13 protein-coding genes are annotated in these 13,468 nt (G+C 71.9%); 5 read left to right on the plus strand and 8 right to left on the minus strand.

The window, feature by feature from the left end:
- Positions 1-20 precede the first annotated feature (20 nt).
- The 4 genes from ABZT47_RS09520 to ABZT47_RS09535 all read right to left on the minus strand — a co-directional run bounded on the left by ABZT47_RS09520 (position 21) and on the right by ABZT47_RS09535 (position 4,854).
- Entirely contained in the window at positions 21-1,058 is a 1,038-nt protein-coding gene (locus ABZT47_RS09520) for a 2-oxoacid:ferredoxin oxidoreductase subunit beta (RefSeq protein ID WP_354838725.1), read from the minus strand.
- A 31-nt stretch (positions 1,059-1,089) separates the two neighbouring features.
- Positions 1,090-2,943: a 2-oxoacid:acceptor oxidoreductase subunit alpha gene (locus ABZT47_RS09525; protein ID WP_354838061.1), complete on the minus strand. Its 1,854-nt coding sequence runs from the start codon at positions 2,941-2,943 to the stop codon at positions 1,090-1,092.
- 258 nt (positions 2,944-3,201) lie between these two features.
- A complete protein-coding gene (locus tag ABZT47_RS09530) occupies positions 3,202-3,297 on the minus strand; it encodes a putative leader peptide (RefSeq protein ID WP_354838729.1) in 96 nt (31 codons plus the stop codon).
- Positions 3,298-3,339: 42 nt separating this feature from the next.
- The gene (locus ABZT47_RS09535) at positions 3,340-4,854 is read right to left on the minus strand and encodes a polysaccharide deacetylase family protein (RefSeq protein WP_354838063.1); all 1,515 of its coding nucleotides are present in this window, start codon (positions 4,852-4,854) and stop codon (positions 3,340-3,342) included.
- 244 nt (positions 4,855-5,098) lie between these two features.
- Between ABZT47_RS09535 and ndhC the strand changes: the two genes are divergently transcribed.
- The 4 genes from ndhC to ABZT47_RS09555 all read left to right on the plus strand — a co-directional run bounded on the left by ndhC (position 5,099) and on the right by ABZT47_RS09555 (position 7,721).
- Positions 5,099-5,470 (plus strand): NADH-quinone oxidoreductase subunit A, encoded by a 372-nt coding sequence (ndhC, locus tag ABZT47_RS09540; RefSeq protein ID WP_354838065.1) that lies wholly within the window; start codon positions 5,099-5,101, stop codon positions 5,468-5,470.
- A gap of 154 nt (positions 5,471-5,624) precedes the next feature.
- The gene (locus tag ABZT47_RS09545; protein WP_354838732.1) at positions 5,625-6,092 is read left to right on the plus strand and encodes an NADH-quinone oxidoreductase subunit B family protein; all 468 of its coding nucleotides are present in this window, start codon (positions 5,625-5,627) and stop codon (positions 6,090-6,092) included.
- Positions 6,089-6,772: an NADH-quinone oxidoreductase subunit C gene (locus ABZT47_RS09550; RefSeq protein WP_354838067.1), complete on the plus strand. Its 684-nt coding sequence runs from the start codon at positions 6,089-6,091 to the stop codon at positions 6,770-6,772. Before ABZT47_RS09545 ends, ABZT47_RS09550 begins: the two co-directional genes overlap by 4 nt.
- Positions 6,765-7,721, plus strand: a complete 957-nt coding sequence (locus ABZT47_RS09555; RefSeq protein ID WP_354838069.1) for a complex I subunit 1 family protein — start codon at positions 6,765-6,767, stop codon at positions 7,719-7,721. Before ABZT47_RS09550 ends, ABZT47_RS09555 begins: the two co-directional genes overlap by 8 nt.
- 141 nt (positions 7,722-7,862) lie before the next feature.
- Here ABZT47_RS09555 and ABZT47_RS09560 read toward each other — a convergent pair whose 3' ends face one another.
- Positions 7,863-8,609 carry an SDR family oxidoreductase gene (locus ABZT47_RS09560; protein WP_354838071.1) on the minus strand — a complete coding sequence of 249 codons (747 nt, stop codon included), beginning with the start codon at positions 8,607-8,609 and terminating at the stop codon, positions 7,863-7,865.
- A gap of 75 nt (positions 8,610-8,684) precedes the next feature.
- Positions 8,685-9,884, minus strand: coding sequence for an FAD-dependent monooxygenase (locus tag ABZT47_RS09565; RefSeq protein ID WP_354838073.1), 1,200 nt, complete (start codon positions 9,882-9,884; stop codon positions 8,685-8,687).
- A gap of 171 nt (positions 9,885-10,055) precedes the next feature.
- Between ABZT47_RS09565 and ABZT47_RS09570 the strand changes: the two genes are divergently transcribed.
- On the plus strand, positions 10,056-10,655 hold the full coding sequence (locus ABZT47_RS09570; protein WP_354838075.1) for a TetR/AcrR family transcriptional regulator: 600 nt from the start codon (positions 10,056-10,058) through the stop codon (positions 10,653-10,655).
- Between the two features lie 76 nt (positions 10,656-10,731).
- Here the strand turns inward: ABZT47_RS09570 and ABZT47_RS09575 are convergent, their stop codons facing one another.
- Together ABZT47_RS09575 and ABZT47_RS09580 are read right to left on the minus strand one after the other, a co-directional pair.
- Positions 10,732-11,688, minus strand: coding sequence for an MBL fold metallo-hydrolase (locus tag ABZT47_RS09575; protein WP_354838077.1), 957 nt, complete (start codon positions 11,686-11,688; stop codon positions 10,732-10,734).
- An 89-nt stretch (positions 11,689-11,777) separates the two neighbouring features.
- On the minus strand, positions 11,778-13,460 hold the full coding sequence (locus ABZT47_RS09580; protein WP_354838079.1) for a protein kinase: 1,683 nt from the start codon (positions 13,458-13,460) through the stop codon (positions 11,778-11,780).
- Positions 13,461-13,468: the final 8 nt, after the last annotated feature.

The following is a 13,468-nucleotide window of genomic DNA, read 5'->3' on the forward strand; positions in this document are numbered from 1 at the left end:
TTCGTGTCATGCGCCCCTGGTCAGCCGACGCGCCAGGTGTCGCCGCCGCGCAGCAGGTCGCCCAGCCGGCCGGCGCCCTGGTCGGAGACGGCCTCGTGAAGCTGCCTGCTCATCAGCGTGTCGTACGCCGGGCGGTCGACCGAGCGGAAGATGCCGATCGGCACGTGCTCGAACGCCGGCTCGTCCAGCCGGGACAGCGCGAAGGCGACCGAGGGGTCGGGGTCGTGCGCGTCGTGCACCACGATCTCGTCCTCGGGCACGCCGGCCCGGTCGACGACCGCGAGGCGCCCGTCCGGGCCGCGGCGCACGGCCTTGGAGCCCGAGACGATCGGCTGCCCGTGCTCCAGGCGCAGCGTGATGTCGTCGCGCACCTCGGGGTCCTTGAGCGCCTCGAACGCGTTGTCGTTGAAGATGTTGCAGTTCTGGTAGATCTCGACCAGGCTCGTGCCGCGGTGCGCCGCCGCCTCGCGCAGCACCGAGGTGAGGTGCTTGCGGTCGGAGTCCAGGGTGCGCGCCACGAAGCTGGCCTCCGCGCCGAGGGCGAGCGAGATCGGGTTGAACGGCTTGTCCAGCGAGCCCATCGGCGTCGACTTGGTGATCTTGCCGACCTCGGAGGTCGGCGAGTACTGCCCCTTGGTCAACCCGTAGATGCGGTTGTTGAACAGCAGGATGTTCAGGTTGACGTTGCGGCGCAGCGCGTGGATCAGGTGGTTGCCGCCGATCGACAGCGCGTCGCCGTCTCCGGTGATCACCCAGACCGACAGGTCGGGGCGGGAGGCGGCCAGACCGGTCGCGATCGCCGGCGCCCGGCCGTGGATCGAGTGGAACCCGTAGGTGTTCAGGTAGTACGGGAAGCGGGAGGAGCAGCCGATGCCCGAGACGAACACGATGTTCTCGCGCTTGAGCCCGAGCTCGGGCAGGAAGCCCTGGACGGCCGAGAGGATGGCGTAGTCACCGCAGCCCGGGCACCAGCGCACCTCCTGGTCGCTCTTGAAGTCCTTCAGGGTCTGCTTCTCGGTGGCCCGGGGGATTAGGGTGAGCCCGGTGCCACGGCCGATCGGTTCCGCGGTGTGCCCGTTCGTCGCGATGTCACTCACTGTCGATCACGTCCTGGATCACTCCGGCCAGCTCCTCGGCCTTGAAGGGAAGACCGCGCACGCGGTTGTAACTGATGATGTCCACCAGGAACCGCGCCCGCAGCAACAGGGCGAGCTGGCCGAGGTTGATCTCGGGCAGCAGCACCTTGTCGTAGGAGCGCAGCACCTCGCCGGTGTTGGCGGGGAGCGGGTTCAGGTGGCGGAAGTGGGCCTGCGCGATCTTCCCGCCGGACGCGCGGGCCCGCCGCACGGCCGCGGCGATCGGCCCGTAGGTCGAGCCCCAGCCGATGACCAGCACGCGGGCGTCGCCGTCGGGGTCGTCCACCTCGAGCGGCGGGATGTCCTGCGCGATGCCGTCGATCTTGCCCTGGCGCAGCCGGACCATGAGGTCGTGGTTGTGCGGGTCGTAGGAGATGTCGCCGGTGCCGTCGGCCTTCTCGATGCCGCCGATGCGGTGCTCCAGGCCAGGGGTGCCGGGGACGGCCCAGGGACGCGCCAGCGTCTGCGGGTCGCGCTTGAACGGCAGGTAGGTCTCGCCGTCCTCGCCGTTCGGCTCCACGGTGAACTCGACCGACAGGTCGGGCAGCTCGTCCACCTCGGGCAGCCGCCACGGCTCCGAGCCGTTGGCCAGGTAGCCGTCGGACAGCAGCATGACGGGCGTGCGGTACTTCACGGCGATGCGCGCCGCCTCGATCGCCGCGTCGAAGCAGTCGGACGGGGTGGCGGGCGCCACGATGGGCACCGGCGACTCGCCGTTGCGGCCGTACATCGCCATGAGCAGGTCGGTCTGCTCGGTCTTGGTCGGCATGCCCGTCGAGGGGCCGGCCCGCTGGACGTCCACCACGATCAGCGGCAGCTCGGTGGTGACGGCCAGGCCCACGGTCTCGGCCTTCAGCGCCACGCCCGGGCCGGAGGTCGTCGTGACGCCGAGCGCGCCGCCGAACGCGGCGCCGAGCGCCGCGCCGACGCCCGCGATCTCGTCCTCCGCCTGGAAGGTGCGGATGCCGAACCGCTTGTGCTTGGACAGCTCGTGCAGGATGTCGGAGGCCGGCGTGATCGGGTAGGACCCGAGGAACAGCGGCAGCTTCGACTGCACCGAGGCCGCGATCAGGCCGTAGGCCAGCGCCTGGTTGCCCGAGATGTTGCGGTACAGGCCCGGGGCCAGCGTGGCCGGCTTGATCTCGTAGGACACCGAGAACGACTCGGTGGTCTCGCCGAAGTTCCACCCCGCCTGGAAGGCCGCGATGTTGGCCTTGGCGATGTCGGGCTTCTTGGCGAACTTGCGCTCCAGGAACTTGATCGTCCCCTCGGTGGGCCGGTGGTACAGCCACGACAGCAGGCCGAGGGCGAACATGTTCTTGGCCCGCTCGGCGTCCTTCTTGGAGATGTCGAAGCCCTCGAGCGCCTTGACGGTCAGCGAGGTCAGCGGCACGGCGTGCACGCGCCACTCGCCGAGCGAGCCGTTGTCCACCGGGCTCTCGGCGTAGCCGACCTTCTGCAGGTTGCGCTTGGTGAACTCGTCGGTGTTGACGATGAGGTCGGCGCCGCGGGGCAGGTCGCCGATGTTGGCCTTGAGCGCCGCGGGGTTCATGGCGACCAGGACGTTGGGGGCGTCGCCGGGCGTCAGGATGTCGTGGTCGGCGAAGTGGAGCTGGAAGCTCGACACGCCGGGGAGGGTGCCTGCGGGGGCGCGGATCTCGGCGGGGAAGTTGGGCAGGGTGGAAAGGTCGTTCCCGAACTGCGCGGTCTCCGCCGTGAAACGATCACCGGTCAGCTGCATGCCGTCGCCGGAGTCGCCCGCGAAGCGAATGATCACGCGGTCGAGTTGCTGAACCTGCTTGGTCACAGCTCGGTCCTCCTCGACGCGCCTGGGCGCCGTCGCTCGTGGCACGTATTCATTTCCATGCTAGATCCCTTGGGGCTGCGCGGGCTTCTTTACGCATGCGCGTCGATCAGGGGTGTGACCGTGGGTCCCCTGGTGACGGCAACGATCTTTCGGGCGTGCCGGAGCAGGTCTGACATCGGGGGCGATGGCAGGCGCCCGGCACCGTGGGCCGGGTGGCTCAGATCGACACGGGGGCGGTGACCACCGCGGGGGGCGTGGTCACGACCGGAGGCGGTTCCTCGTACACAGCCCCGCGGCAAGCCTGCAAAGATCAACGTGCAAGCGGGAGTAGAGCACGTATCCGGTCACGCTCACCAACTATATGTCCCTTCACCCGATGACTCCGAGTGCCTCGCCTCATGGAGTGATTCCAGAGGCGGCGCCGTCGGTGTCCGGGACGGTCGCGGGGGCCTCCTGGCGCCGCGTCCGCGCACGTCGCGGCGGTGGGTCGGCGCCGGCGTACACCTGCCCCGGTCCCATATGGCGCGAGCCGTACAGCTCGGGTACGGTCACGAAGGCGTACCCCTTCTTCTCCAGCCCCGTCAGCACCAGTGGCAGCGCCTGTGCGGTGGCCGCGCCGGCCTCGTGCATGAGGATGATCGAACCGGGCCTGGCGCCGTCGACCGCCCGCCGTGCGACGGCCCGCGGGTCGGGGTCCCTGGCGTCGGCGGTGTCCACGCTCCATCCGACGATTGAAAGGTTCAGCGCGCGCGCCGCGGCGGCCACCTTGGCGTCGGTGTCGCCGTACGGCGCCCGCATCAGCCGGGGCGCGCGGCCGGTGGCGATGCCGGCCGCGATCTGCGTGCGGTCCAGTTCGTCGGAGATCCGGTGGACGTCCATCGTGGTCAGGTCGCGGTGCGTCCAGGAATGGTTGGCGATCAGGTCCCCGGCGGCGGCGATCCGGCGCAGCAGGTCGGGCCGCGCCTCGGCGTTGGGGCCCAGGGCGAAGAAGGTGGCGCGCGCGCCGTAGCGGGCCAGGATGGACAGCAGCGGGCCGGTCCGCGGGCCAGGTCCGTCGTCGAAGGTCAGCGCCACGCACTTGGTGACCGAGCAGTCGGACCCGCCGCCGGCGCCGCTGGCGCCGCCTCCGCCGCCTCCGCCGCCGTTGCCGGCGTCGTCGTCCCCGGGGGAGGGCGAGTACTCCGGCGGGGGTGAGGCGGCCAGGGTCGGCGGCGTGGCCGCGTCCACCGCCTTCATGACGCGGCGCCCGAGGTCCGACAGCAGGGCGGCGGCCTCGTGCCCGGGCACGGCGACCGCGATGCGCCCCATCCGCGCCGGGGCCACCCGGCCGTCGTCGAACTCGGCCACCAGGTCGCCGTGCGGGTTGAAGTTGAGCGAGTCGAACAGCGTGCGGTCGGGCCGGACCGCGCCCGCGGTGATCCCCGGGCCGAACGTGCCGAGGCGGGCGCGGACGACCGTGGCGAGCGTGTCCAGCGCCTTGGCGTCCTTGACCAGGTCGGCCGAGTCGTGGACGCGCCCGTCCGCGCCGTCGTACCAGTAGGTGGCCAGCGAGGTGCGCCAGGTCCCGCCGGTGAAGGTCCCGGTGCGCAGGCGCACGCCGAACACCCCGCCGGAGGCCGCCGTCACCTGCCAGCCGATGTTGAGCTCGGACGGCCCGGCCGCGCCCCGGCGGGCGCCGGGACTCGCGGAGAAACGGCGGACGGCCGCCGCGGTCACCTGCCGGAGCCGCTCGCCGAGGGCGGGGGCCGAGGCCGGCGCGGGGTACCCGGCGAAGACGCGGCGGCCCGCCGAGTCGTCGGAGGTGGTGTGGACGGCCAGTTCGGGGATGGAGGCGGGGTCGACGAAGTTGATCGTCGTGGGCTGCGCGGGCACGGTGGCGGGCAGGTCGGGCGAGGAAAGGGGCATTGCCATCCCGCATCCGGCGGTGATCGCGATGACGGCCGCGACACCTCCGGCAAGGGGCAAACGGGACATGACTGCCACACTAGGCACCCTTAGATACCCATTTACTGGGATTTTAGGTGATGAGAGACTGGGTTTTGACCGCGACGGGTAGTGGACGGGTGACGGACAGCTATTCCCTGTCCGATGCTGGAGGTCTCGCGACGTCAGGCCGTGGGCACGCGCTCCGCGGGCGGGCGAAGGAGGAGGCGGAGTGGGCGGATATTTCGGCTCTTATGCCGTTGTGGCGCTGCTGATGGCGATCGGCGTCGCCGTGTTCGCCGGCGGCCTTCTGGTCAACCGGCTGCTGCGGCCCGACCGTCCCACGCCCGACAAGCTCACGACCTACGAATGCGGCGTGGACCCCGTGGGCGAGGGCTGGGCGCAGTCACAGGTCCGGTACTACGTCTTCACCTACCTCTACGTCGTGTTCGCGGTGGACGCCGTCTTCCTGTTCCCGTGGGCGACGGTCTTCGCCGCACCCGGGTTCGGCATGGCCACGCTGGTCGAGATGTTCGTCTTCCTGGCCTTCATCGGCATCGGCATCCTGTACGCCTGGCGCAAGCGCGTGCTCGCCTGGACCTGACGGGCCGCGCCCTCGCCCGCGACGGCGGGACGCTCCCGTCCGCAGGTGGGGGGCACTCGCACGGAGGTGCCGGAAAGGAGACAATGCCCTCATGGCAGCCAGCGATCTCCCGATGCCGACCGTCGGGCCGGTGTCCCGGCTCGCCCCGAAACCGATGCGCTTCATCCTCAACTGGGGCAGGCGCTACTCCCTGTGGGTGTTCAACTTCGGGCTGGCCTGTTGCGCGATCGAGTTCATCGCCACCTCGATGAGCCGCCACGACTTCATCAGGTTCGGCGTGATCCCCTTCGCCAACGGGCCCAGGCAGGCCGACCTCATGATCGTCTCGGGCACCGTCTCGGACAAGATGGCCCCGGCCGTCCGGCGTCTCTACGAGCAGATGCCCGACCCCAAGTACGTGATCTCCTTCGGCGCCTGCTCCAACTCCGGCGGCCCCTACTGGGACTCCTACTGCGTGACCAAGGGCGTCGACCAGATCATCCCGGTCGACGTCTACGTCCCCGGCTGCCCGCCCCGCCCGGAGGCCCTGCTGCACGGCATCATGCGCCTCCAGGAGAAGATCGCCGCCGAGTCCCTCGGCGACCGCTACGCCGCCGCCCCCGAGCAGGGCGGCACGGTGTGAGGGCGGCCATCGAGGAGCGCTACGGCGACCGCGCCGAGCTCTCCGACGCCTTCGGGCAGCTCACCGTGGACGTCGCCCCCGGCGACTGGGTCGACCTGCTCACCTTCGCCCGCGACGGCCTCGGGTGCGCGTTCTTCGACTGGCTGACCGGCGTGGAGGAACCGCCGGACGCCTTCTCGGTCGTCGCCCACCTGTTCGACCCCGTCGAGCACGCCCACCTACTGGCCAGGACCCGCGTGCCGCGCGCCGACCCGCGGCTGCCCAGCGTCACCGGCGTGTACCGCGGCGCCGACTGGCACGAGCGCGAGACCTTCGAGATGTTCGGGGTGATCTTCGAGGGACACCCCAACCTGGTGCCGCTGCTGCTGCCCGACGGCTTCGAGGGGCACCCGCTGCGCAAGGACTTCATCCTCGCCGCCCGCGTCGCCAAGCCGTGGCCGGGCGCCAAGGAGCCCGGCGAGTCCGGCGCGGGCTCGCCGAGCCGCCGCAAGACCCTGCCGCCCGGCGTCCCCGCCGACTGGGGGCCGAACGCCTCCGCGCCCCCGCCGGTGCGGGGCCCGCGCGCCGTCCGCGAAACGCCGCCCCGGCGGCCCCCGGCGGGGGCTGAACGCACTGAACGGCCCGGGCCCGAAGCAGGCCCGGCCGCCGGCTCGCAGGGACGGGAGGACGGCGATGGCTGAGGTGCTGGACGTCGCGCTGCGCCTCGCGGTGATCGTCATCGCCTTCCTGACGCTGCCGCTGATCGTCGGCCAGACCGAGCACAAGGCCATGGCCCACATGCAGTCACGCCTCGGCCCCATGTACGCGGGCGGCTTCCACGGCTGGGCCCAGCTCATCGCCGACGGGGTGAAGTTCGCCCAGAAGGAGGACGTCATCCCGGCGGCGGCCGACCGGTGGGTGTTCTCCATCGCCCCGGCGGTGGCGCTGGTGCCCTACCTGGTGGTGATGGCCGTCATCCCCGTCGGCCCCGGCCTGTTCGGCGCCGACCTGGACGTCGGGGTGTTCTTCGTGCTCGCCGTGATGGGCGTCGGCGTGCTCGGCTCGATCATGGCGGGGTGGTCGTCGGCCAACAAGTACTCCGCGCTCGGCGGCATGCGGGCGGCGGCCCAGCTCATGTCCTACGAGCTGCCGCTGGTGCTCGCGGCCTCCTCGGCGGCGATGGCGGCGGGCACGCTGTCGCTGCCCGGCATCGTGGAGGCCTGGCGCTGGTGGTGGCTGCCGTGGCAGCTCATCGGCGCGGTGGTGTTCTTCGTGGCCGGCCTCGCCGAGCTGCGCAGGCCCCCGTTCGACATGCCGATCGCCGACTCGGAGATCATCATGGGCCCGATGACCGAGTACACCGGCATCCGCTTCGCGTTGTTCCTGCTGTCGGAGTACGTCGGCATCGTGGTGTTGTCGGCGTTGACGGCCGTGCTGTTCCTCGGCGGCTGGCAGGGGCCGCTGCTGCCAGGCCCGGTCTGGACGCTGATCAAGATCTTCGCGCTGGCGTTCGTGGTGATCTGGGTGCGCGTCAGCTTCCCCCGCTTCCGCGCCGACCAGCTCCAGAAGCTCGCCTGGATCGGCCTGGTCCCCCTCGCCCTGCTCCAACTGGCCCTCACCGGTGTGGTGAAGGTCCTTTTCCTCAGTTGAACGCCCGCGCCGCCACTCGCCGGCACACTGCTCCGCGCGCCCTGGGTGGGCCTTTCTCCCGGCGCCGGGTCGGCGGGAGGGGGACGGCGAGTCCGGCGCCGCCGTGCGGCGGGCGACCCGGGTGAACGTGCCCGGTGGCTGCTAGCGGCCGAAGACGGTGCCGCCGTTGATGTGCAGGATCTGGCCGGTGACGTATCCGGCCTCCGGAGAGGCGAGGTACCTGATGGCGGCCGCCACCTCGGCGGGCGTGCCCGGCTTGCCGACCAGGGTCTGGTCGACGCGCGACCGGACGAACTCCGGCGTCGCGCGGTCGCCGAAGAACTCGGTGTCGGCGACGTACCCGGGGGCGACCGCGTTCACGGTGATCCCCTCGGCCCCGAGGCGCTGCGCCAGCTCGTAGGTGTAGGCGTGCAGGGACGCCTTGGCGCCGCCGTAGGACCCCGGGCCGCGGACGGCGGCGATCGAGGACAGGTGGACGACGCGCCCGCCCGGCCGCCGCAGGTACGGCAGCAGGCCCTCGGTGAGCAGGACCGCCGTCAGCACGTTGGCCTCGAAGTTGCGGCGGTAGCCCTCGGCGATGCCGGCCAGCGTGCCGTCGTCGGAGGCGGCGACGTTCCCGCCCGCGTTGGTGACCACCACGTCGACCGGGCCCTGCATGGCGATCGCCTCGGCGGCCTCCTGCGCCTGCGCCGGATCGGACAGGTCGGTGGCCCGCCAGCTCACCAGGTCGGCGTCGTAGGCGGTGTTCAGCCTGGCCGCCGCCTCCTTCAGCACCTCGCCGCGCCGGCCCAGGATGACCACCTGGGCTCCCTCCGCGGCGAAGACGTCCGCCGTGGCCAGGCCGATGCCGGTGCCTCCTCCGGAGACCACCACACGTCGCTGTTCCATTTTGTCCCTCTTTTGTGCGTTTGTGGCGCTATTAGATCATTCATTCCGCTCTGCGCCGCTCCTGGAGTCGCCGCCTCAGTAGTCCTTCAGGGAGATGGCGTTCGCGGCCTTGTGGATCGGCTCCAGGATCTTAGCGATGACGCGGTCCTTGCCCGGCATGTAGGGCATGATGCGCAGCATCGCCATCTGGAAGCGGATCAGCCCCCTGCTGCCGAGCACCATGTGCTTGACGTTCTGCGGCCCGAGCTTCTGGTTCTCCTCCACGAAGTGCCGCATCTCCTTCTCGTAGAGGTCGAACGCGGCCCCGTGGTCGCCGCCCGCGGCGGCCAGCTCGCCCGCCAGGACGTACGCGCCGACGAGGGCGAGGCTGGTGCCCTGGCCGGAGGCCGGGGAGGCGCAGTATCCGGCGTCGCCGAGCAGGACCACGCGGCCCTTCGACCAGCGGTCCATGCGCACCTGGCTGACCGAGTCGAAGTAGAAGTCCGGCGCGGAGCTCATCGCCGCGAGCAGCCGGGGCACCTCCCAGGTGTCGGTGGCGTAGGCGGCGGCCAGGAGGCTCTGCTGGCGCTCGCGGTCGCGGCGGTCGTACTCGAGCGGGCCGGAGGCGAACAGGAACATGGCCTTGGCGCCGGTGTCCTTGGCGGTGCTGTACATCAGCGCGGTGCGGCCGGGGGAGACGTAGGTGACCTCCTCGCGGTCGAGGTCGAGGTGGTTGCCGACGCTGAAGATCGAGACGTGGTAGCCCAGGTCGTGGACGTAGTCCTCCTCGGGGCCGAAGACCAGGCGGCGGGTGACCGAGCGCAGGCCGTCGGCGCCCACCACCAGGTCGAACTCGCGGGTCTCGCCGCTGTCGAAGGTGACGCGCACCCCGCCCGCGGCGTCGGCGACGGCGGCGATCGAGCTGTCGAACAGGTACTCGACGTCGTCCTTGGTCAGGTCGTACAGGGTGCGGTTGAGGTCGCCGCGCAGGAGCTCGGCGTCCTCGCCGGTCCGGCCGCCGAAGTCGTCGCCCTCCATGCTCGCCACCCGTCGCCCCGCGGCGTTCACGAACGACCCCTGCCGGACGTCGGTGCGCTCGCGGCGGATCTGGTCGAGCACGCCCATGCGCCGGACGACCTCCACCGCGGCGCCGCGGATGTCGACCTTGTAGCCGCCGTCCCGTAGTGCGGGGGCCCGCTCGACGACGGTGGGCGCGAAGCCGTGGCGGCGCAGCCAGTAGGCCAGCGCGGTGCCGGCGACGCCCGCGCCGGAGATCAGGACGGTGCGGTTCTTCATGGGGGGCTCCATCGGCTCGGCCGCTCCCGCTCGGCGCGGGCCTCGGCGTTCGTCCGCCGGTCCCTCAGCGGGCCCGGCGTGTTGTTCCGCTCGAACAGTACATCTGTATCAGTCAACTGTGCAATACATTTGTACGAGACGAATGTATGAGACGCGTGTAGACTCCGAGCCATGGGCAATCGAGAAGACCTGCTGGCGGGCGCCAAGCGCTGCCTGTACGAGAAGGGGTACGCGCGCACGACGGCGCGCGACATCGCGGCCGCGTCGGGAGTGGTGAGCCTCGCGGCGATCGGCTACCACTACGGGTCGAAGGAGGCGCTGCTCAACGCGGCCCTGCTCCAGGCGCTCGAAGAGTGGGGCGAAGATCTCGGCCGCATCCTGTCGGCGCAGGTGGACCCGGCCGCGACCCCGCGGCAGCGGTTCGAGGCGGCCTGGACGGCCGTGGTCAGGTCCTTCGAGGAGAACCGGCCGCTGTGGGCCGTCCAGTTCGAACTGGTCGCCCACATGGACAAGACCCCGGAGCTGCGCCAGGCGTTCGCCGAGTCCGGGCGGCAGGCGCGCCTCGGCCTGGCGGAGCTGATCGGCGACCTCGGCGTGGGCGCGGACGAGCACACCGCCGAGAAGATCGGCGCGCTCTACCAGGTCATGCTCAGCGGCCTGGCGGCGCAGTGGCTGGTGGACCCGCGGGCGGTCCCGACGGGAAGCGACCTGGTCGAGGTGCTCCAGCTCCTCGCCGGCGGCCTGCACCCCGCCACGGGCACGACCGGCTGAGCCCGTCGTGCCCCGGACACGGAGTCATGCCGCGCTGCGCGCGCCGCCGCCGGATCTGCAAGGGTGTCGCGCCCGATCAGACGCAGGTCGGCAGAGGGCCGCCGTGGAAGGCGATGGCGTCGCCGAACGCCAGTAGTAGGTCCAGCTCGCCGCCTCCGGCCGCGTCCAGGTAGGCGCGGTGCAGGTTGAGCACCAGGCGCTCGGAGTCCGCCCACCCGGCGAACTCGCCGAGGTCGCACCGCTTGGCGGCCTCCAGCGGCGTCAGCCCGTCCCTGCGCCCGCGCTCGGCGGTGTCCAGCACCAGGCGGTAGTACCGTTCGTGGGCCGCCAGCACCTCCGGCAGCGCCCGCGCGTCCACCAGCGGGCCGTGCCCGGGGACGACATGGTCGGGCCGGAAGGCCGCCATCCAGTCCAGCGACCGCAGCGCCCCCTCGACCGACCCCATGAACACCAGCGGCGTGAGTCCGTGGAAGACCAGGTCCCCGGAGAACAGCACCCGCTCCTCCGGCAGCCAGGCGACCACGTCGCCGGTGGTGTGCGCGGGGTATCCGGGGTGGCGCAGCTCCACCCGGCGCTCGCCGGTGAACACCGTCAGCTCCGAGCGCAGCGTGATGGACGGCAACCGGCGCCGCACGCCGCCCCAGTCGGGCACCGGCGCCCAGACCGGCGGGCACCCGTCGATGATCGGGTCCACCCGGAGCCCTTCGCGCATCGCCTCGTGCCCCACGATGACGGTGGAATCGGGCAGCAGGCTGTTGCCGTAGGCGTGGTCGCCGTGCTGGTGGGTGTTGACGGCGACGCGCACCGCGGCGTCGCCGGTGGCCCCGCGCACGGCGTCCAGCAGGCGGCGGGTACGCCGCTCGGTGGCGCAGGTGTCGATCAGGACGACGCCGTCGTCGCCCGTCACCACTCCGGCGTTGTTCAGCCACCACGTCCCGTCCGGCTGGACCCAGGCCAGCACGCCGGGGACCACCTCGTGCAGGGCGGCGGCGTCGGGCGTCGCATCGACGGGCTGCTGGGAGATGACCCTCACACCTCTTCCGGTAGGCGGAACACGACGAACAGCGCGAACGGCAATCTACCTCCTGCGCCGGCGTCGTCCCTCAGCCGGCCCTCCGCAGGTCACTGCACGATCGCGAGCATCACGTCCGAGGCGCTGGGACGGTTCTCCGGCCGCTTGTCCAGGCAGGTGCCGACCACCCGGGCGAGCGCCTCCGGCAGCGCGGACAGGTCGGGCTGCTTGGTGAAGATGCGGTGGAACACCGCCGCGATGTTGTCCTCGCCGAAGGCCGGGCGGCCGGTCGCGGCGAACACCATCGTGGCGGCCCAGCTGAAGATGTCCGACTCCGGCCCGACGCGCTCGCCCGAGACCTGCTCCGGCGACATGTACGCCGGGGTGCCCAGCACCCCGCTGCCGGTCGCGGTGGCGTTGTCCAGCACGCGGGCGATGCCGAAGTCGACCACGCGCGGGCCGTCCGCGCCGATCAGGACGTTGCTCGGCTTGAAGTCGCGGTGCACGATGCCGGCCCGGTGGATCGCGGCGAGCGCGCCGGCCGTCCCCAGCGCCAGGCGCACCAGGCCGTCGTGGCCGCGCGGGCCGCGGTCGCGGACCAGCTGCTCGAGCGACGCGCCCTCGACGTACTCGCTGACGATGAACAGCCGCTCGTCGGCGACGTCGGCGTCGATGACCCGGGCCGTCGAGAACGGCGCCACGCGGCGGGCCGCCTCCACCTCGCGCAGGAAACGCTGCTGCGCGCCGTTCTCGGCGGCCAGCCGGGCGTGCAGGATCTTGATGGCCACCCGGGTGCCGTCGGGCGTCTCGCCCAGGTACACCGAGCCCTGTCCGCCCTGCCCGAGGCTGCCGATCAGGCGGTAGCGGCCGATGCGGTCGGGCTCACCGGCGGGCAGCGGGCCGGGCGCCTGGGTGGGGATCGTCGAGACGTCCCGCGAGCCGGACGGGCCGGGGGCCGTGACCCGGGCCGCCACGGGCGCGTTCACGGCCGAGGGGGGTACGGAGGACGGGGTGTCCTGAGGCCGCCCGTCCAGCGGATACCGCCCCTGGTCCTGCGGCGCCAGGTTCTGCGGCGCTCGGTCCTGCGACCCCCAGTTTTGCGACCCCCGGTCGTGCGTTCCCTGGTTCTGTGGCGTCCGGTCCGCCGGTCCCTGGTGTTGCTGCGTCAGGAAGCGCGTCCGGTCCTGCGGCGGCCGCTGCGGCTGGTCCTGCGGCCGCTGGTGCTGGGACCACGGGGGGCGGGAGTCCTGGCCCGGACCCGGATGACGCGGGGGGACGGCGCCGGGGTGGTAGGGGGGCTCGGGCCGCCGCTGGGCGTGGGGCCGGCTCTGAGCGTGGTTCTGGCCGGGACGCTGGTGGGGGGCGTGGTTCTGCTGCGGGTAGGGCCCCGAGGCGGGGCGCTGCGGGTAGGGCCCCTGCGCGTACGCGGGGTGGTGGTCCCGGCGCGGCGGCGGGTAGGGCGCGGCGGCGGCGACCCCGGGGGCGAACACCGTGGTGCGGATGGCCAGTGAGTGGATGGGCCCGCCGATCCAGTTCGTGAACAGCCCGACGACGATGAGCAGGCCCGCCCAGTCGGGGTAGTTGTCGACGCTGTCATAGGCGACGATGAGCACGAACATCACGAAGAGGCTGAGGAAGTACAGCATCGCCGCCACCGCGATCATCGGGGCGCGCTTGCGGTAGGCCGCGTACGCGATGGTGAAGGGCGTCGCGAATCCGCAGGTGAACACCGGAGCCAGAGCCCATACGAAGCTGATCGCGGTGGTGGACTGCGAGGGCCTGCCTGGGTGCATATCGCGAA

Source organism: Sphaerisporangium sp. NPDC005289, assembly GCF_040607455.1.
GTDB classification, from domain to species: domain Bacteria; phylum Actinomycetota; class Actinomycetes; order Streptosporangiales; family Streptosporangiaceae; genus Sphaerisporangium; species Sphaerisporangium rhizosphaerae.

Excerpts from the sequence above, each read along its gene's own strand:
- ABZT47_RS09570 (WP_354838075.1), top strand. The coding sequence starts at position 10,056 with ATGGGCAATCGAGAAGACCTGCTGGCGGGCGCCAAGCGCTGCCTGTAC.
- ABZT47_RS09535 (WP_354838063.1), bottom strand. The coding sequence starts at position 4,854 with ATGGCAATGCCCCTTTCCTCGCCCGACCTGCCCGCCACCGTGCCCGCG.
- ABZT47_RS09555 (WP_354838069.1), top strand. The coding sequence starts at position 6,765 with ATGGCTGAGGTGCTGGACGTCGCGCTGCGCCTCGCGGTGATCGTCATC.
- ABZT47_RS09580 (WP_354838079.1), bottom strand. The coding sequence starts at position 13,460 with ATGCACCCAGGCAGGCCCTCGCAGTCCACCACCGCGATCAGCTTCGTA.
- ABZT47_RS09560 (WP_354838071.1), bottom strand. The coding sequence starts at position 8,609 with ATGGAACAGCGACGTGTGGTGGTCTCCGGAGGAGGCACCGGCATCGGC.
- ABZT47_RS09565 (WP_354838073.1), bottom strand. The coding sequence starts at position 9,884 with ATGAAGAACCGCACCGTCCTGATCTCCGGCGCGGGCGTCGCCGGCACC.
- ABZT47_RS09545 (WP_354838732.1), top strand. The coding sequence starts at position 5,625 with ATGCGCTTCATCCTCAACTGGGGCAGGCGCTACTCCCTGTGGGTGTTC.